Below are 20,238 nucleotides of genomic sequence, written 5' to 3'. Positions count from 1 at the left end.
TAAACCTGCCTCATCACAGGTATAAAGGTGTAGAGACTTCTGCACCTTCAAGCACACCAATTGCACCCCATACTTCGTGGTTATGAATTGGTGTTTTTTGACCTGGTCCCCAAACAAAGCTGACAATGGAAAAACGCTCTTCAGGATCTAGATACAATAGATATGTTGATAATATTCTGGATGCGGTTTTTTAAACTCTGGTTCAAGCCAGGTTGAATCCTGGAGGAGCTTTTTAAACTCAGGTGTAAAGCGCTGAATTAAGTTTTGCTCATCCAGTTGTTCTATCAATCCTTGCTCAATAGCATTAATTACAGGTGCTAAAACATTCAGATATTTAGCCATATTAATTCCTGCCTGCTTTGTATTAAACTCACGATCAAACAGACCGCTTACATCAATTTTCTGATTTAATAATTGGTGTTTATGATAGAAATCTGCTGTGTCTTGCGAAGTGGCAATTACATCATCAGTAATACTAGTCCATGTGGCATTTTTTTGAATGCTAATGTGGCTGGTTCTTCTGGAATTCCGGTGATTTTTGCAAGTTCTTTACCAAATGACTGATAGTTTTTATTTACCCATTCCTGAGATTCTTCAAGCCGGTAGATAAAGTCCTGAATAGCTGCACGCTTCTGCTGATCATTTAAAGCTTGCTCTGTACCGGCAAGGAATGTAAAACCTGAATATAATCCACGTCCATTTTCAATGATTCGAAAACCATCAATGACTTCAGCATAGGCAGTGTATGGATCCCAAACTGCCCATACATCAACATTGCCATTTGCAACAGCAAGTTTGCCATCTGCTGGTGGCAAAAATTTAAAATTTACATCAGAAGCTTTCAAGCCAGCACGTTCTACAGCACGTAATGTAACCAGCTGACCAATCGAGCCCTTATTCGCTGTAATAGTTTTTCCTTTGATATCCTGAATGGATTTAATCGGACTATCTTTAGGTACGAGTAAAGCTACTGCATAGGGATCATATCGGTTAACCGCAATTGCGCGTGCATGACCACCATTTGCATTTGCAAAGATGAATGGTGCATCTCCAAGATAACCAATATCAATCGGGTAGCGTTTAATGCTTCGGCAACTGGAGCTGCTGCCGGGAATTCATACCATGAAATTTTATAATCGATACCATCTAGAAGTTTTGAAGCCTCTAGCTGGGCACGCATATTTCCTTTTTGATCACCAATTTTGAGTTCAATTTGTTGAATTTTTAAGTTTAGTCACTTCTTTTGTATTTTCAGCTTGATTAACCTGTTTATTACAAGCAGCTAAACTTATTGAAACAGCACTAATAATGCCAACTAATATTTTTTTCATTTCAATCACACTTTTTAATATTTTGTCAGCAAGGCCTAGGCAATCTTGTTTAATTTATCCAGTTCGGCTGTTTTTAACGGATGCTCGGTAGTAGTTCTTTGCCGTATTCAATGACATCATTTAATGGGTCAAAACCACGAATCAATACGCTGTTAATACCTAGCTTTAATATTCTGCAATAGATTCTGCTACTTGCTCGGGTGTACCTACTAAAGCTGTAGAGTTATGGTTGCCATGTACTAAGGTAGAAATGCCAGTCCATAAATTAGTGTCATGCACTTCTTGTGATGCCAACTCCACTAAACGCTGGGCTCCTACACTTTGAGCACTTTGTTTATCTTTGCGCAGACCGCGGTTTTCAATTTGCTCTCGAGTCAGACTGTAAATATCCTGTGCCTTTTCCCAAGCCTGTGTTTCGGTATCTGCAATAATTGGACGGAAAGAGATATTAAAATCCAGTGGATTTTTACGCTCAAAATTTACTTCATTTGCTCGAATATTTTTTATAAGCTCTTCAGCACCAGCTAAAGGCTCACCCCAAAGTGCAAATACATCTGCATGTTTAGCAGCTACATTTAATGCTTCTTGAGAAGAACCCTCCGAAATATACTGGCAAATGAGATGATAAGGTTTGATTTCTGAGAAACCATCTTTGACTTGATAGTATTTACCACTGTACTGGAAGGGGTTATCGCTGTACCAGGAAAGCTTAGCGATGTCTAAAAATTCTTTTGTACGGGCATATCGTTCGGCTTTAGTTAAGAAATCACCATCACGCTGTTGTTCTGGATCACTTCCCCCGGTAATAACAATTGCTAAACGACCTTTAAGTAAATGATCTAGAGTTGCATACTTACGTGCAGCTAAAGTTGGCGCTATAAACCTGGACGATGTGCTAATAAAAACTTTAATTTCGAAGTATTTGCACCTGCATGAGCCGTTACAATAAAGCCATCGGGCTGATCTGACCATTGACCAATCAATACCCGATCAAATCCAGCATCCTCATGGGCTTTAGCAAAATTTGCAACATAATCTGGATTAAATACTGGGCCTTCTGCTGGGATCGTTTCCGAAGCAAGACGATGGCCAATCATGCCTAAAATTTTGAATTGTCATTTCAATTTCCAAAATATTTTTTGAACTTGAAACAACTGTAATTTAAAAATTAGTATGCGTTAAATAAATATTTATCATAAACTAATATTAATTTCACGCATAAGAATGGTTTTTAGATTACGCTAAATGCAATTTTTTGGTTAAAACGTTCCATAATTACATCAAATAATTCAGTTTGTGCATGGCTCAAGTTTTCTCGACGTGCATTGTAAACAATGACATCTAGATTTAGTTCTTCAGTATCTATAATTGATAATTGGTGAAAATGAGGAGTTTGAAAGATTAATTCCTGTGCCAAGAAACCAGCACCAACTCCCTGTTGTATTAAATCCAACTGGATTCTAGTTCCAGTAACTTCAATTTTTAAATTTAGCTGTTTATGCTGTTTTTCTAATTGTTCAGTTAAAAATTCTCTGAATCCACATCCTTTATTATTTAAAATCCAACCTAGATCCTGCAAGTCTTCCCATGTTGAAACACCTGATCTGCTTAAAGATTTTGATACTACAGGCCTAATATGTAAGGTACCCATAATTTTCAGAGAATAATCTTTTGGAAAAGCATTATGTTCTTTTGCAGTAGAAATCACGCCATCAAGTTCATCGTGAGCTAATTTAGATAATAATTCCTTACCCCACCCTGTACTAATTTCAATTTTTGCAGAGGGAAAATCTTTTTGAGGTCTTGTATCATTCCAAAAATACCAGACTCTGACAGGCTATTTGGAATTCCTATCCTAAGATGTGTTGAATCTGCACTTTGCAAAGCAATAATCTGCTTCAATCTATTGAACTCTTGCTCGATAATACAGCACTGTTCATATATTTCTCGTCCTTTTGCGGTTAACTTTAAAGGGCGAGTATTTCGGTCAAAAAGTTGCACTGAACAGGCTTGTTCTAGACTCTGGATACGACGTGTAACTGCAGGTTGTGTGATACCTAATTGTTGAGCAGTAAGACTCGTGGATTGCAATTTAACAAAAGCAATAAAAGCATGGATGTCTTCAATCTTCATTAAAAATTTAACCTCGGCATAATCGCTGCACAGCTGTCTGCTTGAAATCTAATTTGATATTTGAATAGCTCATATCATACTGGCTATCAAATTATTTTAAAAATTCAGGAGCTTATTCTATGTGAATTTAATATGCATTATTTAGGAAGATCAGTATTCTCTTCATTCATACAAAAGAAATTTTCTAACAAAAAATACTGAATTAAGGGTTTCTAGTTTTTAACAGAACGAATCAAAACCCCTATTCACCTAAATTGAGTATCTAAAGTAGATGTTGCAAGTGACTATCTTATAAATTAACTTTGAATATTTAGATTAAATTACAAAAAAAGATATTAAAAAACAAATTCTTAGCTATAAATTGATCTATATTAATTTTTCGCGGATTCTAGATTCTCTCTAATTTAAAGCGAAGTGAATATAATTCATATGAAAAGATAAAATTCAGAATAAGCTATGTTTTGTTTATAAAAGAATAAAAGTAACGTTATTATCTCAATCAATAAATTACAGAATTTTTTAATAATATATTACTAACACACTGATATAATTGATAAATTTCATACAAAATCATAATTTTTCATTATAATTTTATTAGAATTATTGATATAAATCTTCTGTAAAGGGTGGATAATAGATCAATCTTAAATTTAGTATTCATTATTTTTATATAATTTTATTAAAAATATTTATTTTTAAACATATTAAATTCTCATTTATGTTGAGCTGCATAGGACTACTGCATCAGTGATGCTGAGCTAAACATAGAGAATAAATGATGATACAACTACAGGATCTTAAGAAAACATTTATACAAAAGGATGGTCAATTCACGGCTGTTTCCGATGTTAGTCTAAATATTCATCAAGGCGATGTTTGGCATTATCGGTTTTAGTGGTGCAGGAAAATCAACATTATTGCGCATGATTAATCTGCTAGAACGCCCCAATACTGGTGATATTAAAATAGAAGGTATTTCCCTTTTACGATTATCAAAAAAGCAATTACTCGAACAGCGTAAATCCATTGGTATGATTTTTCAGCATTTTAACTTGCTGACCAACCGCACTGCTCTAGAAAATATTGAGTTGCCGTTAGAATTTTCAGGTGTGCCAAAAGCAGAACGTCATAAACGTGCTTTAGAGTGCCTAGAAATTGTTGATTTATTAGATAAAAAAGATGCTTATCCAAGTCAACTTAGCGGTGGACAGAAACAGCGTATTGCAATTGCCCGCGCCATTGTGACCCAGCCCAAAATTCTGCTCTGCGATGAGCCAACTTCTGCTGTCGATCCACAAACTAAAGAATCGATTCTGCATTACCTGTCAAAGATCAATAAACAGTTTGGTATTACGATAGTGATCGTGACTCATGAAATGCAACTAGTACACAAAATCTGCAACCGTGTTGCGGTAATGGAACAAGGCCAAGTAATTGAAGAGTTTGACCTCAATCAGCCAATCCAGCAACCGGTCAAATCTATTATTTCAAAACTATTGCTCAATGATGTCAGACCAGCTTAAAAGAGGCTTCTTAATATGTACGAAAAAGTAATTGGTATTTGGCCTGAAATTCAAACAGCACTGGGCGAAACCTTTTATATGCTGTCTGTGACGATTTTTCTTGGCATTATTTTTGGTGGAATAGTCGGCACTGCGCTGTATTTAACTCGTGAGGGTTCATTTCTAGCAATAATTTAGTAAATGGGATTTAAATGCGGTGGTGAACTTCATCCGTTCTTTCCCTTCTTAATTCTCGCTATTTCTATTGTGCCTTTAACACGCTTAATTGTGGGAACTTCAATTGGTACAACAGCCGCCATTGTTCCTATGACAATTAGTTGTATTCCATATTTTGCCCGTTTTGTTGAGCAGCTTTGCTAGAAGTCAACCGTGGGGTAATTGAAGCAGCGGAAGCAATGGGCGCAACTAAATTTCAAATTGTACATAAAGTGCTGTTTTCAGAAGCACGTGCAGCAATTGTTAACTCAATCACTATCGTGACAGTAAGTTATTTTTCCTATTCCACGATTGTTGGAATTGTAGGAGGCGGTGGTATTGGCGACTTTGCTATTAGATATGGTTTCCATCGTTTTGAAACAGATATTCTGATTTTCACTGTGCTTATCATTATTTTTATTGTTCAGATCATTCAATTTACTGGCAACTATTTTGTGAAGCGTTTAGATAAACGTTTTTAAGGGATTAATTTATATATGAAATTTAAATATGCATTGAATGCAATGTTGAGTGCATCTGTTGGTCTAGGCTTGGCAGGCTGTGTAAAACAGGAAGATACAAAAGCAGATGCTGACGCTATCAAAGTAGTAACTTTACTCACACGTGACAATCCACCCTTGCCACAAATTGCTGAATTGTAAGAGATAAAGTTAAAAAACAGAATATTGAATTAAGAATTAAGTATGCCACTGACGGTTTGATTCCTAATAAATCAGTATCTGAAAATGAAACTGATCTAAATTATTTCCAACACATAACTTATATGCAGTCTGCAAAAGAAATAATAACTGGGATCTAAATGCTATAGGTACCACATTTAACAGTATTTTTGGCGCTTATTCACCGATATATAAAAGTCTAAAGGATTTGCCGGAGGGAGCTAAAGTTGTTATTCCTTTAGATCCATCCAATGGTGGTCGAGCATTAAATCTTTTGGCTTCAGTTGATTTAATTGAGCTGAAGCCAAATACCGGTGCAAAAAGTAGTGTTAAAGATATTACAGCTAATCCAAAAAAATTACAGATTATTGAAGTAGAGCATGCATTAGTGCCAGTGAGTTACAAAGATTCAGATTTAGCAATTATGGACGGTGCCTATACAGTCCATGCCAACCTTGTGCCAAGCGAGATGCCCTATATTTGGAAGAAAATAATCACAATTACGATGCGGTTTTAGTAGCGAATTCCAAGTCACAGCAAAAGCTGAAGTGCAAATAATTAAAGATGCATTTACGGCCGATGATACTCGTGATTACGTACTGAAAAACTATTCAGGAACAGTCACTTGGGAAAAACAATAAGTATATAGGAAGTCTAGTTTTATGAATATTAAAGTTAAGGAGGTCTCAAATGCATCACTTCCCTACCACGAGCGTCCAGAATTTCTTGCATTGATTGATGCAGTTAAAGCTGATTTAGAAGTACGTGATGCTAATGGTGAACTGCCACCAGTTCAGATTGTTCAATATCTGAAATCACAAAAATTGGGTGCACTCCGTCTGCCGAAACAATATGGTGGTCAAGCACTCAGCATTGAGAACTGTTTGCTGTGATTATAGAGCTAGGACGCGCAGATTCTGATGTAGCACATATTTTCCACTCACATTTTCAGTTTACTGAAGATGTGTTGAGACATCCCGATCCTTCATACCGTGAAAAATGGTTTGAGCGTATTGCTAGTGGAAAAATTATTAGTAATGCCCTGGCTGAACCATCTTCACATAATGTTGGCAACGGCAAGCTGATAACCCATATCCTAAATGAAAATAACAAACTATTTTTAAACGGAAAAAAATACTTCACTACTGGTACCTTGCATGCTGACTACGTATTGGTATGGGCACAAAGTCACCTAGATTCTTTATGCCATGTAGTTGTGCCGACAAATCGTGAAGGAGTAGAAATTCTTGATGACTGGATTGGCATCGGCCAGCGTAACACTGCCAGTGGTACTACGTTATTTAAAAGGGTTGCCATCTCCGAAGATGAATCCGTTGGCCTAAACGAAATGGTTTAGTGAATAAGCCATTTGCACAGCTGTACATTCAAGCCATTATTGCAGGCCAAACCAAAGCTGTAGAAGATCGTACTGCTGTGCTCCTGGCCACTCGTGGTCGCACGTTCAGCTATGGCAATGCTGAACAAGCGCATGATGAACCGCTTTTTCTGGAAAAAGCGGGTGAAATTTCTTCTATTTCTTTTATTGTTGAAAATGCCGTTTTACGGGCAGCACGTTCATTAGATCGTGTGATCCAGCATTTAGACCTTCCTAGCTATGATTCTGTACTGCAGCTAGCAGCGGCAGATGCAGCAAAAGTAAAAGTCGCAATTGATCCGCTAGCCCTAAAAGCTGCCAATCTGATGTTCGAAGTTATCGGTGCTTCCGCAATGGGACGAGATACATTAAATGATCGTCACTGGCGCAATATTCGTACGCTATCAACGCATAACTCAGTCAGCCTGAAAGCTAAAGTATTAGGTGACATTTTAGTCAATAAAAAACTGTACCAAATATCGGCTATTTCTAACCTAGCACTGTACGTTAAGCGTCCTAAAAATTTAAGGCGCTATTTAATACAACTGCGCAAACAGCGCATATAATGGAATATCTATGAAATTTAAAATGTATTGACTGCTGCTCTTGCAGCATCAATTGGTTTTGGGTTGTCAGGCTGTGCTAAACAAGATAAAACAGCTACTACTGCGAACAGTGAAATTAAAGTAGTTACTTTACTTACACGAGATAATCCTCCATATCCACAAGTTGCTGAATATGTAAAGAATAAAGTTAAAGAACAAATATTGAATTGAAAATTAAATATGCCAATGATGGTCTGATTCCGAACAAATCAGTGGCAGATGATGAGGCTGATTTGAACTATTTCCAGCATAAGTATTATATGCAGTCAGCAAAAGAGTTAAATAATTGGGATTTAGTAGCGATAGCCTCTACTTTTAATGGGATGTTTGGGGCATATTCACCTAAATATAAAAATATTAATGAGCTACCAGATAAAGCTAAAGTCATAATTCCATCAGATCCATCAAATGGAGGACGTGCACTAAATTTATTAGCACGAGCTAAATTGATTGAATTAAAGTCTAATACAGGTGCGAAAACCAGCTTAAAAGATATTACTGCTAATCCCAAAAAACTAAGATTCTTAGAAGTTGAACATGCATTAGTGCCCGTTAGCTTTAATGATTCAGACTTAGCAATTATGGCAGGCGCATATACTATTCACGCTGACCTGATACCCAAACGTGATTCAATTTATCTTGAACAAGATAACCAGGAATATGACAGTGTGCTTGTATCCAATAGCAAAGCTGCTCAGAGACCTGAAGTAGAACTCGTTAAAGAGGCCTTTATCGCAGAAGATACGCGTGAATTTGTTTTAAAAAATTATGCCGATACGGTTACCTGGCCAAAACGATAAAACTACTTCATAAATTTTTATTTTACTGAGACCTCTACGTTGACATGGTAGAGGTCTAGCAATTTCCATCTTTTACTCTAAAAACGACCTAGAATTCACCAAGTTCCTGAACCATAAAAAATAAGATATAAAAATAATGTTTATAAATACATGTTTTTATTAATCATTAACTATTTTTTTATTATGAACTAGACTTTAGGTGAACATAAGTTAAATATTATATAACTATTTTATTGCTGAAAAAGGAATAGAGAAATTTCTCTATTCCTTAAGCTGATTTACCTTAGAAATCATACTTCGCCATAATTTCTATACGATTATCCTTACCTGATCTATTATCTACAGTCTCACGTTCACCATAGATATATTCCATACCAAACGTAATTGGTTTTATTGGGTTATACATAACATTTAACCAACCTTGCTGCAGATGATCGTTGCTTGGCTCTCCTTTCTTATTCTTTACATTGTTTTCATCATAGATAATAGAACCATAACCTAATGTACTTCTAATTTGAGGAGTAAATTTATAAGTTACACCTAAAGTGAAAGCATCAAAATCAATCAGTTCAAGGCTTTCTTTTGTTCTGATAAATCGATCATTATCTGCAGTAGCTAACAAAAATTTATTATCGCCAGAGACATGCGAGTAATTGGCATTCAGAATCAGCTGATTAAGAGGCTTATAGTTTACCCCTAAGCCAATTCCCCAACCTAACTCTGTCTCATCGCCCAAATCACGTAATCGTACTTCTTGTAAGAGGCCTCGTGCAGTGACTAGGCCAGTACCCTCAGCAAATTTATGACTCAATTTCGCTGTGGCAGCAGGTAATCTGTTTTCATCATTACCTTTTTCTAATGCGACAAAATACTGGGTATTAGGATTTACTTTCTCCGTGTACCGCACCATTGGAGTACGCGTTGTGCCTCCTCCAAGTGGAGTATTAAAATCGAGCATTTCGGGGGAGGTTTCAGTAGACAGGAAATTAGAGGTCGTTTGACCCATTAACCAGTTGTTATAAGTCATATATACATGACGTAGTCGTACTGTATCCTTATCAGAGCCACCACGAAAATCAATTTCAACTTTACCGCCGATATCAGCATCCTGAACTGGAGCCTTGAAATCCAGGCCTATACGGGTAGTTGTTAATGTCGAATCCAATCGATCTTCAGTAGATTTCTTGTTAGCCTCCCCTGTTAGCGCCACACTATTGATGCTATTAAACATGCCTTTTGCACCTTCAATTTGATAGGCAGCATCAGCACGAACAAAACCATAAATATTGACTTCTGCGCCGTTCTTTGATTTCCATTTTAATGCTGAATCTTCAGATTTCTTCGGAACGTTTGCTACTACTGGAAAACTGGCTTGAGTCTGGGGTGTGGTTGTTGTGTGTACTTCAGTATTGTTCTGCTTTTGAATCGCTGTTTTTAGTACTTCTAGTTCAGCCCTGAGTTCTTGTATCTGTTGCTGTTCAGTTGTACCAGCATAAGCATGGCTGTACAGACAAGTTACTACCGTGAATGCAAGGGTATTTACAACCAAGCGCATAAAAATCTCCAATATTTGTATAAAGTTCATCCGTGACTTTTTGAAGTATTTCAAAAAGTTGATTGATTTTTTTAAAAAATATCAATCACTTAGTTATGATTTAAATTGAAAATAATAATAAAAGAGAAGATCTCTAGAAACTCTAAAAATCTTCCAAAAGCGTTGTTTACTTTCTGCTGATGATCAAGGCAATTCCCTGCCCCACACCAATACACATTGAGCAAAGTGCATAATTTCCATCTATAGCTTCAAGCTGGTTTAGTGCTGTCGCTACCAGGCGTGCACCTGAAGCACCTAGTGGATGACCAATTGCAATTGCACCACCATTCGGGTTCACATGAGCCGCATCGTCAGGTAGACCTAGATCACGCGTTACGGCTAAGGCTTGCGCGGCAAAGGCTTCATTCAGTTCGATTACATCCATCTGATCCAGAGTCAAGCCAGTCTGTTCAAGCAGTTTTTTGATTGCTGGAGCTGGACCAAAGCCCATGATGCGTGGTTCTACACCTACAACAGTTGAAGCAATAATTTTGGCACGAGGTTTTAAGCCATATTTTTCCACTGCTTCACCTGATGCAATCAGAAGTGCAGCTGCACCGTCATTGATACCTGATGCATTGCCTGCGGTCACAATACCGTCTGCTTTTACCACAGGCTTTAACTTTGTTAACCCTTCAAGTGTGGTTGAAGCACGAGGATGCTCATCTTTGTCAACTATGATCGGATCCCCCTTACGCTGTGGGATTACAACTGGGATAATTTCCTTGTCAAAGAAGCCACGTGCCTGAGCTGCTGCTGTACGCTGCTGGCTGGCTAAAGCAAACTTGTCCTGATCTTCACGGTTAATATTGAACTGCTCTGCTACGTTTTCCGCAGTCTGTGGCATGGTTTCTACGCCATACAGTTCTTTCAACTTCGGATTGATGAAGCGCCAACCCATAGTGGTGTCTTCAATCTTTTGATTACGGCCATAAGCTGTATCAGATTTACCCATGACAAATGGCGCACGAGACATGGATTCCACACCGCCAGCCACGATCAGATTGGCCTCACCTGCCTTAATTGCACGTGCCGCAATAGCTACTGCATCAAGTGATGAACCACATAAACGGTTAATTGTAGTTGCTGGCACTTGGTATGGCACGCCAGCAAGCAAGGCGGACATACGGCCGACATTACGGTTGTCTTCACCGGCTTGGTTAGCACAACCGTAAATTACATCATCTACGTTTTCCCAGTCGATGCCTGGATTACGTTCCATCAAAGCTTTAATTGGTAGAGCACCCAGATCATCTGCACGGACTGGTGCTAAGCCACCAGCATAGCGGCCAAATGGTGTACGGATAGCATCGATGATATATGCATTTTTCATCACAAATCCTTTTTTAGATATGCTTCATTAGGAAAATTTAACTGGTCTGTAGTCGCAGTTTTTTACGTCTTAAAGCAGCCTCAAACCGGCATTGCTTCAGTTGCGAATCAAGATTTAAAGGAGATATGGTAGTAGGTTTACCATTGCTATCTACTGCTACCATGGTGAAGTAACAACTGTTGGTATGCCGGTTCTGACGGGTTTGAATATTTTGCGCTTCAACGCGAATACCAATTTCCATTGAGCTCCGTCCGACATAATTGATATTTGCCAGAAATGAAACCATTTCTCCCACTTTTATAGGTTCTTTAAACAAGACTTGATCTACAGATAATGTAACGACGTAGGTTCCCGAATAACGACTGGCACATGCATAAGCAACCTGATCTAGTAACTTTAGTATTGTTCCCCCATGAACATTGCCAGAAAAATTAGCCATATCCGGTGTCATCAATACACTCATTGTTAAACTGCTTCGATCACTCATTTTTCATGTGTAATTCAATATTGGTTAATTTGATTATATTGAGCAGAAATCAGTAAGAATTTCCGAAAAATCACGACCTCATATCTTTCTTTCAAGTAAAAAAAGCCCGACCGAAGTCAGGCAAATAGGCACACACCTCAATACTAAAACGATGATTACGCTGTTTTAGCTAGTTTATGAAAAATGGATAAATCTCCTTTGTTAAATCCAATACCTGTATTGTGTTCCAGGATTTCTTGTTGCTTATACAGATAGTTTAAGTCTTGTTTAGATGCCCAATATGCAGGTCCGCCTTCCCATTTAGGGAATCCAAAGCCATTGATCATCACCAGATCAATATCATTCATACGTAAGGTCACCCCTTCAGCCAACAGCAAGGCAGCTTCATTGGCCATAGTGAGTAATACGCGTTCCACAATCTGTTCAGGTGTAAAGTTTTTACGTTCAATACCTTTAGTTGCAGAAGCTTTAAGAATAATGTCAGTAACGATCGGGTCAATTTCAGGTTTTCCATTTGCATAGCTATAGTAGCCAGCACCTGTTTTTCGACCAAAACGCTGTGCTTCGCAGAGCTGGTCTGGAATATCGACATAACGTGCCTTTGGATCACGTTTTGAGGCATTGGCCTTACGCATATTCCAAGCAATATCCAGCCCGGATAAATCACCCACAGCAAATGGCCCCATGTTAAAGCCAAAGCCTTCAATTGCCTGATCAATTTCATGAGGCAAGGCACCCTCTTCCAGCATTAATTCACATTGATAACGGTAAGCTGCATAGATCCGGTTACCAATAAAGCCAAAAGAGTTTTTACATAAAATAGGTAACTTGCCTAACTTTTGGACAAATGCAAATGCAGAAGCAATGACTTCCTGAGAGGTATTATTACCGTGAATCACTTCTACCAACCGCATAATATTTGCAGGATTAAAGAAATGAATACCTACAATATTTTCTGGTCGAATGCTTACCTCGGCAATCTCATCTAAATCAATATAGGATGTATTGCTGGCAATGAGCGTATTTGGTGAAGCGACGCTTTCAATCTGTTTAATCAGATTCTGTTTGACGGTTAGATTTTCAAAAATAGCTTCAATAATCAGATCAGCGTTTTCAAAAACAGAATCATGATCTGAAAGTTCAAGCTGTTCCAGCTGAATAAGCTGGTCAGAGGGCTTGATTCGACCCGCTGCAACATCCTTTTCATAGATGTCATCAATTTTAGACTTGCACTGTACCAGTACTGATTTTGACTGGTCATAAACTGCAACTTTAAAACCAGCTCTTAGTGCCGCAACAGCAATACCAGTTCCCATCGTACCCGCACCCACAATCACCACATTATTAATGGCTTTAACTGGCGTCTCTTTCAGATTGATGGCCTTTTTGGCGCTGGTTTCTGCGAAGAACAAATGTCTTAATGCAAATGCCTCTTCACCTACACGAAGTTTTTGGAATACTTCACGTTCTTCGGCTAAAGCAGTTTCGAAATCAACTGTCGCTGTTGCTTGAATCAGACGGATCGCTTCCTTGACTTGAGGACGGTTTTTACCCGCCTTCAAGGCTTTTTTGATAATGCCATCAAGTTCTTCAGCAAGTTCAGCTGCTACCATTTTCTTCGATAACGGATTTTTTACCGCTGTTTTTGCATATTCAATTGCAAACGGACGTAAGTCGCCCTCAGCAATAGCTTCGACCATACCTAGTTTGAATGCTTCAGCAGCTTTAAGACGTTTGCCGCTACAAATCACTTCAATACTAGGACCCAGACCGATCAGGCGTGGTAAACGTTGTGTGCCACCAGCACCAGGAAGCATACCTAAAGTCACCTCAGGTAAACCTACCAAGGTATTCGCTGCGGCTAAACGTGCATCACAACCAAGTGCCAGCTCATAACCACCACCTAAAGTTGCACCACTAATTGCTGCAATCACAGGTTTTGGACATTCTTCAATTGCCTTAATCACTTGAGGCAATTCAGGCGGTGTAATTGGCTTTCCAAACTCCTTAAGATCGGAACCTGAAATAAAGTTTTTGTCTTTACCAATGATCACTGCTGCTGTGAGGGTCTCATCCTGTGCAAATTTTTCAACTGCATCGAGCAGCCCCTTACGCACAGACCATGAACCTGTGTTTACAGGAGGGTTATCAATTACAATAACAGCAATTGATCCCTCAGTTTCAAAATGAATAGTCTCTGTCATGGCTTAACCTTCCTTAGCGATATGAACAAGTGCATCCACTGCGGTAACACCTTGTCCTTGTGGATTTACGATGAGTGGATTCATTTCAGCTTCTTCAATGTAGTATTCCTTAGATACTGCTAGCTGAGAGAAAGCCACTACAGTTTCGGCAATCGCTTTTAAATCACCTTTCTGCTTACCACGGAAACCATCCAGAGCTTTTAAGCCCTTTACTTCAGCAATCATTTCATAAGCTGAATCAATCGTCACAGGTGCTAAACGCATCGAGCTGTCTTTATATAGTTCAGTTAATACGCCGCCAGCAGCCAGCATCACAATTGGGCCTACATCCTTGTCACGTTTAAACCCGACAAGTACTTCACCTAGACCTTTCACCATGGATTGAACTAATACTTTTTCAACAGTTAGATCTGGGCAGTTTTTCTCAACATTGGTTTTGATTTGCTTGATTGCTGCTTGAAGCTCTGTCTCATTGTGTACATGGAGAATCACGCCGCCAACTTCAGTTTTGTGACTGATTTGATCATGTAAGACTTTCACTACCACTGGATATGCAATTTTCAATGCTTGTGGTTGAGCAACATCCAACACTTGGTATGGTGCATTTTGAATGCCTAATGGACTCAGTAATTTATAAGCAGAATCTTCATCTAAAGTTACTGTAGTGGATACGGCCGGCTGAGTGACTTGCACTGGAATTGGCATCGGCTGACGACGAGAAAATGCGGCATTGATTACATCAGCACAAGCTTCTGGCGATTGGAATGCAGGTACACCAGCCTGTTTTAATTGCTTTAACGCTTCTGGTGCATCAGGAACCAGGAAACTCACCAATGGCTTTTTGTAAGTCGCAATACTGTCAACAATTGGTTTAACCGCAAGATCGGGGTGATAACGAGCTGAAGAACCTGAAGCTACTAGTACCAGGTCAAATTCAGGTGCTTCTTCAAGTACTTCTAGCGCAGCTTTCATGACTTCATACTTAGTGCCAGCTAGCGTTAAATCGATAATACCACCCGCATGTACATCTACACCGCGTGCATTGAGTTTAGCAATCGTCTCTTCTGAGGGTGACACAACTGAAACATTACGAATGCCAAGCTGATCAACCACCATTGCAGCACCACCACCGGTAGTCGTCAAAACACCAACATTAATCTGTTTTTTATTGGCTGCTTGTGGTGGAACTTTGCTTAGAAGTGGAATTGCATTCAGGAAGCCATCTAAAGTTTCTACACGTGCAATACCACAATCTTTAAAGAATGCTTCTGCAACTGCATCCTCACCTGCCATAGAACCAGTGTGAGAAACTGCGAGATCTGCTGCAACTTGTGAACGGCCAAGCTTGAATACCACCACTGGACGATTCAATTCCGCTGCTTTAAACGCAAATTCACGTAGTTTATCTGCATGGCGCATTGATTCCAGGAATAGCATGTAACCATGGATATCAGGATTGTCCAAAGTAGCTAAACAGATTTCACCTACACTCAGATCTACTTCACCACCAACTGATACCAAGCCATAAAAGCCTGTATGGTGGTTACGACCACGTGAAGTTAAAGAGCCAATCATACTACCACTGTGTGAAGCACAGAAAATATTGCCTTTTGGCAGCCCTGGCTCAGCAAAAGCTGCATTTGCAGTTAAGAACAGATCTTCATACAGGTTTACTAGGCCTAAACTTGATGGACCTAAAATACGTGTTTGATATTTTGCTTTAAGTTCACGAAGCTTGTTTTCGCGTTCGATTCCTTCAGGGCCAGCTTCACTAAAGCCACTCGCAATCAGAGTCACAACGGGCACACCCAGTTTGCCGCATTCTTCAACAGCTTCTAATGCCAAGTCTGCTGCTGTTAATACGTACACATGCTCTGGGACTTCAGGCAGTGATGAAAGAGAGGTATATGCTTTTTCACCCTGCACGGTTTCACGACGTGGGTTAATACAATAAATTGTGCCTTTATAACCGGCATTTCTTAAAAAGTGTAAAGGACGACCAGCTGTTTTGCTGATGTCATCTGAAATACCAACCAACGCGACTGTCTTAGGCTTCAGTAAAGCATTAGAAAGGGTTTTATTTTCATTAACCATGGAATTCATTTCTCTAAATCCTTTTTAAATTTTACTTCGCACGCTGATTGAAACGACGACCAAATACATCTTCTGCAATACGGTTCTTCAGAACTTCGATTGAACCACCTGCAATCATCCAGCCACGGGTACGCTTCACACAGTACTCAACCAATGATTCTGTTGAATAACCGTAGCCACCCATCGCCTGCAGCGCTTCGTTAGATACTTCCCAACCCGTCAGGTTGCATGACAATTTTGCAATGCTTGTTTCATAGGCTGATGGCAGGCCACCATCGGCATTGATTGCGGCACGGTAAAGTAGCAGTTGTGAACCTTCCAGCTTCAGTGCCATTTCAGCAAATTTCCATTGCAGACCTTGGAATTCACATAAAGGCTTACCGAACTGTTCACGGTCCAGACAGTGCTGACGTGCCACATTGAAAGCGTGACGACCTAAAGCTAATGCACGTGATGCATTACCAATACGCTCAACGTTGAAACCTGAGATTTGTTTTTTAAAGCCACCAGGACCAAGCAATACGTTTTCTTTCGGGATACGGCAGTTATCAAAGTACAGCTGACACCATTCTTCACCGCTCATGAATGCTGAAGGCTGACCTATTTCAAAGCCCGGAGTACCACGATCGATCATGACTGAACCAATACCATCAAGCCCTTCACCAAAGCGGACATAAATGAGGAAGGTATCAGCATGTGGACTATGTGTAGAGAAGACTTTAGAACCATTGATAATGTAGTGGTCACCATCTTCAACGGCTGCAGTTTTCAGTTCAGTTACTGATGAACCTGCACCTGGCTCACTCATGCCTAGGGCAAGCAGTTTTTTGCCTGCCAACAAATCCGGAAGGTATTTTTCTTTCAGGTATGGAGATGCGTATTCTGCGAAGGTGCGGATTGCGCCAAAGTTCCCGGCTTGAACAACATCGGCACTTTTTGGACAAACTAAAGCAAGTTCCTGAATGGCAATCACGGCATCCATCAAGGTCCCGCCAATACCGCCATCTTCTTCTTTGACCGTGATCCCGATCAGACCCATTTCTGCCAATTTGGCAGCGATATCCCACGGATAATCATGAGAATGAGCGCGTTCTAATGCACCGTCTGCTAATTCCTTTTGGGCAAACTTGCGCACTGAATCTGCAAATGCATTTTGTTCTTCGGTTAAATTGAAATCCATATGTTTAACTCTCTATCCAATATATCTTATAGTTCTAGAATAGGTGTTTTATTTATTTTATGTTTTCATATAAATCATCACGCTATGACTTATTTGAGAAAATGTAAAACAATAAAAAAACGCCCTATTTAGGGCGTTTTTTTAGCTGACTTATACAGTTTGATTGACTGTTTTTATAGGTTTTTCTTCAGAGTTACTACCATCTGAAGCAACTTCTGCATTTCCTTGTGGATCATACAGATGTTCCCTAATAAAGAATACAGGTAATACACAAACTAAATAAGCAGCACCCATCATTAAGAAACCATAACCTACAGAGGCATTTGTCGCGACGAAACCAATTGCAATTGGACCAATAGAAGAACCAATACGTCCCATGTTATGTGCTACACCCAAAGATGTACCACGGATACGAGTCGGGAAACTTTCCGCCATATATGTGCCATATACACCAAATGGTAGACCATATAAGAAACCGAAGCCGATCAATAACCATAAGATGTTATTCGGAGAATTAAACATCACAATTACGATCAAGAACAATGCCGTACTCACAGTACCTAACGCGAATGTTGCACGACGACCAATCTTATCGCCTAGAATACCCGCAATCACTTTACCAAGAATCATTGCGGTATAACTACCTACCATGAAAGTAGTTAGCTTTTTAATCTGCATTCCTAATTCTTGTTCAAGATATAACGGCATCCAGTTATTTACACCATAATAACCAAAATGCATGAAGCCACTAGCAAGGACCCATAGAATTAAAATTTTACGTACTGACGGATCTTTAAATAATGTAGTAAAAGCTCCCTTTGGTGCTTTTGATTTGGTGGCAATTTGCTTACGAATATTGTCTTTAGCAGCTAACCAGGCATCAGATTCTGGAACCATAATGTACATTGCGATGGCTAAAATCACGCCCACACTCGCAAGCATAAACATTGGACGCCAACCAAAATCTGGAATGATCACACCAGCTAAGATACTTGCAACAATATAGCCAACAGTAATACCAGTCTGCAAAGAAGCAACAATTGTTGTTCTCTTATGGGTAGGTACTGATTCCGCAAGTAATGTACTACACACCATATAAACAGAACCTAAGAATAATGCTGAGATAAATCTTAAGATTGCAAATTGTGTAACGTTTTCTGCAAAACCGATAAATGAAGTCAGAATTGAGAACACAAATACACAGAATGTAATGGTCTTTACGCGTCCAAAACGGTCGCTAGACCATCCACCTGTTACACCACCAAGTGCCATACCTACCAGTGTGACACTACCCAACATACCTGCTTCAACAGCAGATAAACCAAAATCAGCTTTAATACTGGCTAAGCTAAACGCCAGAAACATTACATCCGCACCATCAACGATGAGTGTTAAAAATGCGAATATAAAAGCAAGTTTCCATTTTTTACTGCCACTTCCGTTATTGGCAACAGTATCTACATGCATAATGATTTCCTTTGCAATACATACATCTTATATTTAAAACATCCACTTTTCCCGTGAATCTACTTCGCACGCTGATTGAAACGACGACCAAATACATCTTCTGCAATACGGTTCTTCAGAACTTCGATTGAACCACCTGCAATCATCCAGCCACGGGTACGCTTCACACAGTACTCAACCAATGATTCTGTTGAATAACCGTAGCCACCCATCGCCTGCAGCGCTTCGTTAGATACTTCCCAGCCCGTCAGGTTGCATGATAGTTTCGCAATACTGGTTTCATAAGCAGATGGCAGACCACCATCGGCATTGATTGCCGCACGGTAAAGAAGCAGTTGTGAACCTTCCAGCTTCAGAGCCATCTCAGAAAATTTCCATTGCAGACCTTGGAACTCACATAAAGGCTTGCCGAACTGTTCACGGTCCAAACAGTGCTGACGCGCTACGTTAAAAGCATGACGGCCGAGTGCTAATGCGCGTGATGCATTACCAATACGTTCAACGTTGAAACCTGATATCTGCTTTTTAAAGCCACCAGGGCCAAGCAATACGTTTTCTTTTGGGATACGGCAATTATCAAAATAAAGCTGGCACCACTCTTCACCGCTCATAAATGATGAAGGCTGGCCCACTTCAAAGCCTGGTGTACCGCGATCGATCATCACCGAACCAATACCATCAAGCCCTTCACCAAAGCGGACATAAATGAGGAAGGTATCAGCATGTGGACTATGTGTAGAGAAGACTTTAGAACCATTGATAATGTAGTGGTCACCATCTTCAACTGCTGAAGTTTTTAGCTCAGTCACTGATGACCCTGCGCCTGGCTCACTCATGCCTAAAGCAAGCAGTTTTTTACCTGCCAATAAATCTGGAAGATATTTCTCTTTCAGGTAAGGAGATGCATATTCTGCGAAGGTACGGATCGCACCAAAGTTACCCGCCTGAACCACGTCAGCACTTTTTGGGCAAACCAGCGCAAGTTCCTGAATGGCAATCACGGCATCCATCAAGGTCCCGCCAATACCGCCATCTTCTTCTTTAACAGTGATACCGATCAGACCCATTTCTGCCAATTTGGCAGCGATTTCCCACGGATAATCATGAGAATGAGCGCGTTCTAATGCGCCATCTGCCAGTTCCTTTTGGGCAAACTTGCGCACTGAATCTGCAAATGCATTTTGTTCTTCGGTTAAATTGAAATCCATATGTCTAACTCTAAGTCTATTAATTAACC

21 protein-coding genes and 3 pseudogenes are annotated in these 20,238 nt (G+C 39.6%); 10 read left to right on the top strand and 14 right to left on the bottom strand.

What is annotated here, in order from left to right:
- Positions 1–25: 25 nt before the first annotated feature.
- The 6 genes and pseudogenes from BS636_RS16385 to BS636_RS16185 form a co-directional block, all read right to left on the bottom strand.
- Positions 26–189, bottom strand: a pseudogene (locus BS636_RS16385) (cysteine dioxygenase); the annotation flags it as partial.
- A gap of 269 nt (positions 190–458) precedes the next feature.
- Complete coding sequence (locus BS636_RS16200; RefSeq protein ID WP_265735300.1) at positions 459–1,037, bottom strand: PhnD/SsuA/transferrin family substrate-binding protein; 579 nt, start codon at positions 1,035–1,037, stop codon at positions 459–461.
- Positions 968–1,180: a hypothetical protein gene (locus BS636_RS16525; RefSeq protein ID WP_228206955.1), complete on the bottom strand. Its 213-nt coding sequence runs from the start codon at positions 1,178–1,180 to the stop codon at positions 968–970. Before BS636_RS16525 ends, BS636_RS16200 begins: the two co-directional genes overlap by 70 nt.
- Before the next feature lie 316 nt (positions 1,181–1,496).
- A pseudogene (locus tag BS636_RS16195) lies at positions 1,497–2,428 on the bottom strand (LLM class flavin-dependent oxidoreductase).
- A gap of 134 nt (positions 2,429–2,562) precedes the next feature.
- Positions 2,563–3,099, bottom strand: coding sequence for a substrate-binding domain-containing protein (locus BS636_RS16190; protein WP_265735299.1), 537 nt, complete (start codon positions 3,097–3,099; stop codon positions 2,563–2,565).
- Positions 3,060–3,464 (bottom strand): LysR family transcriptional regulator, encoded by a 405-nt coding sequence (locus tag BS636_RS16185; RefSeq protein ID WP_099339801.1) that lies wholly within the window; start codon positions 3,462–3,464, stop codon positions 3,060–3,062. The genes BS636_RS16190 and BS636_RS16185 overlap by 40 nt, the downstream gene beginning before the upstream one ends.
- A gap of 872 nt (positions 3,465–4,336) precedes the next feature.
- Here BS636_RS16185 and BS636_RS16180 point away from each other — a divergent pair.
- The 10 genes and pseudogenes from BS636_RS16180 (at position 4,337) to BS636_RS16140 (ending at position 8,642) form a co-directional block, all read left to right on the top strand.
- Positions 4,337–4,987, top strand: coding sequence for a methionine ABC transporter ATP-binding protein (locus BS636_RS16180; RefSeq protein WP_228206954.1), 651 nt, complete (start codon positions 4,337–4,339; stop codon positions 4,985–4,987).
- Positions 4,988–5,002: 15 nt separating this feature from the next.
- Entirely contained in the window at positions 5,003–5,164 is a 162-nt protein-coding gene (locus BS636_RS16605; RefSeq protein WP_322872263.1) for a hypothetical protein, read from the top strand.
- Between the two features lie 176 nt (positions 5,165–5,340).
- Positions 5,341–5,664 carry an ABC transporter permease subunit gene (locus BS636_RS16600; protein WP_322872261.1) on the top strand — a complete coding sequence of 108 codons (324 nt, stop codon included), beginning with the start codon at positions 5,341–5,343 and terminating at the stop codon, positions 5,662–5,664.
- 15 nt (positions 5,665–5,679) lie between these two features.
- Positions 5,680–5,844 carry a hypothetical protein gene (locus BS636_RS16375; RefSeq protein WP_171266109.1) on the top strand — a complete coding sequence of 55 codons (165 nt, stop codon included), beginning with the start codon at positions 5,680–5,682 and terminating at the stop codon, positions 5,842–5,844.
- Between the two features lie 56 nt (positions 5,845–5,900).
- A pseudogene (locus tag BS636_RS16165) lies at positions 5,901–6,379 on the top strand (MetQ/NlpA family ABC transporter substrate-binding protein).
- A gap of 145 nt (positions 6,380–6,524) precedes the next feature.
- Complete coding sequence (locus BS636_RS16160; protein WP_099339798.1) at positions 6,525–6,755, top strand: hypothetical protein; 231 nt, start codon at positions 6,525–6,527, stop codon at positions 6,753–6,755.
- Positions 6,752–7,219: an acyl-CoA dehydrogenase family protein gene (locus tag BS636_RS16155; RefSeq protein WP_171266108.1), complete on the top strand. Its 468-nt coding sequence runs from the start codon at positions 6,752–6,754 to the stop codon at positions 7,217–7,219. Before BS636_RS16160 ends, BS636_RS16155 begins: the two co-directional genes overlap by 4 nt.
- A complete protein-coding gene (locus tag BS636_RS16150; protein ID WP_171266107.1) occupies positions 7,219–7,803 on the top strand; it encodes a hypothetical protein in 585 nt (194 codons plus the stop codon). The genes BS636_RS16155 and BS636_RS16150 overlap by 1 nt, the downstream gene beginning before the upstream one ends.
- 27 nt (positions 7,804–7,830) lie before the next feature.
- On the top strand, positions 7,831–8,013 hold the full coding sequence (locus BS636_RS16145) for a hypothetical protein (protein ID WP_099339795.1): 183 nt from the start codon (positions 7,831–7,833) through the stop codon (positions 8,011–8,013).
- On the top strand, positions 8,010–8,642 hold the full coding sequence (locus BS636_RS16140; RefSeq protein WP_171266106.1) for a MetQ/NlpA family ABC transporter substrate-binding protein: 633 nt from the start codon (positions 8,010–8,012) through the stop codon (positions 8,640–8,642). Before BS636_RS16145 ends, BS636_RS16140 begins: the two co-directional genes overlap by 4 nt.
- A 283-nt stretch (positions 8,643–8,925) precedes the next feature.
- On the opposite strand, the gene BS636_RS16135 is transcribed toward BS636_RS16140, so the two are convergent.
- The 8 genes from BS636_RS16135 to BS636_RS16100 form a co-directional block, all read right to left on the bottom strand.
- Positions 8,926–10,197, bottom strand: a complete 1,272-nt coding sequence (locus BS636_RS16135) for a DcaP family trimeric outer membrane transporter (RefSeq protein ID WP_099339698.1) — start codon at positions 10,195–10,197, stop codon at positions 8,926–8,928.
- A 166-nt stretch (positions 10,198–10,363) separates the two neighbouring features.
- On the bottom strand, positions 10,364–11,569 hold the full coding sequence (gene pcaF, locus BS636_RS16130; protein WP_099339697.1) for a 3-oxoadipyl-CoA thiolase: 1,206 nt from the start codon (positions 11,567–11,569) through the stop codon (positions 10,364–10,366).
- Positions 11,570–11,606: 37 nt separating this feature from the next.
- Positions 11,607–12,056 carry an acyl-CoA thioesterase gene (locus BS636_RS16125; protein ID WP_099339696.1) on the bottom strand — a complete coding sequence of 150 codons (450 nt, stop codon included), beginning with the start codon at positions 12,054–12,056 and terminating at the stop codon, positions 11,607–11,609.
- Between the two features lie 155 nt (positions 12,057–12,211).
- Positions 12,212–14,260, bottom strand: coding sequence for a 3-hydroxyacyl-CoA dehydrogenase NAD-binding domain-containing protein (locus BS636_RS16120; protein WP_099339695.1), 2,049 nt, complete (start codon positions 14,258–14,260; stop codon positions 12,212–12,214).
- A gap of 3 nt (positions 14,261–14,263) precedes the next feature.
- Positions 14,264–16,363 carry an acetate--CoA ligase family protein gene (locus tag BS636_RS16115; protein WP_228206953.1) on the bottom strand — a complete coding sequence of 700 codons (2,100 nt, stop codon included), beginning with the start codon at positions 16,361–16,363 and terminating at the stop codon, positions 14,264–14,266.
- A 22-nt stretch (positions 16,364–16,385) separates the two neighbouring features.
- On the bottom strand, positions 16,386–17,534 hold the full coding sequence (locus BS636_RS16110; RefSeq protein ID WP_099339694.1) for an acyl-CoA dehydrogenase family protein: 1,149 nt from the start codon (positions 17,532–17,534) through the stop codon (positions 16,386–16,388).
- A gap of 150 nt (positions 17,535–17,684) precedes the next feature.
- Positions 17,685–19,001 (bottom strand): MFS transporter, encoded by a 1,317-nt coding sequence (locus BS636_RS16105; RefSeq protein WP_099339693.1) that lies wholly within the window; start codon positions 18,999–19,001, stop codon positions 17,685–17,687.
- Between the two features lie 59 nt (positions 19,002–19,060).
- Complete coding sequence (locus tag BS636_RS16100) at positions 19,061–20,209, bottom strand: acyl-CoA dehydrogenase family protein (protein WP_099339692.1); 1,149 nt, start codon at positions 20,207–20,209, stop codon at positions 19,061–19,063.
- Positions 20,210–20,238 lie beyond the last annotated feature (29 nt).

The organism is Acinetobacter sp. LoGeW2-3 (genome assembly GCF_002688565.1).
Taxonomy (GTDB): domain Bacteria; phylum Pseudomonadota; class Gammaproteobacteria; order Pseudomonadales; family Moraxellaceae; genus Acinetobacter.
Note: the sequence above shows the minus strand (reverse complement) of the source record. Positions and strands in the feature narration are given on the sequence as shown.

Coding starts and splice junctions, on each gene's coding strand:
- BS636_RS16110 (WP_099339694.1), bottom strand. CDS start 17,534: ATGGATTTCAATTTAACCGAAGAACAAAATGCATTTGCAGATTCAGTG.
- BS636_RS16100 (WP_099339692.1), bottom strand. CDS start 20,209: ATGGATTTCAATTTAACCGAAGAACAAAATGCATTTGCAGATTCAGTG.
- BS636_RS16125 (WP_099339696.1), bottom strand. CDS start 12,056: ATGAGTGATCGAAGCAGTTTAACAATGAGTGTATTGATGACACCGGAT.
- BS636_RS16185 (WP_099339801.1), bottom strand. CDS start 3,464: ATGAAGATTGAAGACATCCATGCTTTTATTGCTTTTGTTAAATTGCAA.
- BS636_RS16115 (WP_228206953.1), bottom strand. CDS start 16,363: ATGAATTCCATGGTTAATGAAAATAAAACCCTTTCTAATGCTTTACTG.
- BS636_RS16605 (WP_322872263.1), top strand. CDS start 5,003: ATGTACGAAAAAGTAATTGGTATTTGGCCTGAAATTCAAACAGCACTG.
- BS636_RS16525 (WP_228206955.1), bottom strand. CDS start 1,180: ATGCGTGCCCAGCTAGAGGCTTCAAAACTTCTAGATGGTATCGATTAT.
- BS636_RS16105 (WP_099339693.1), bottom strand. CDS start 19,001: ATGCATGTAGATACTGTTGCCAATAACGGAAGTGGCAGTAAAAAATGG.
- BS636_RS16120 (WP_099339695.1), bottom strand. CDS start 14,260: ATGACAGAGACTATTCATTTTGAAACTGAGGGATCAATTGCTGTTATT.
- BS636_RS16180 (WP_228206954.1), top strand. CDS start 4,337: ATGTTTGGCATTATCGGTTTTAGTGGTGCAGGAAAATCAACATTATTG.
- pcaF (WP_099339697.1), bottom strand. CDS start 11,569: ATGAAAAATGCATATATCATCGATGCTATCCGTACACCATTTGGCCGC.
- BS636_RS16135 (WP_099339698.1), bottom strand. CDS start 10,197: ATGCGCTTGGTTGTAAATACCCTTGCATTCACGGTAGTAACTTGTCTG.
- BS636_RS16375 (WP_171266109.1), top strand. CDS start 5,680: ATGAAATTTAAATATGCATTGAATGCAATGTTGAGTGCATCTGTTGGT.
- BS636_RS16160 (WP_099339798.1), top strand. CDS start 6,525: ATGAATATTAAAGTTAAGGAGGTCTCAAATGCATCACTTCCCTACCAC.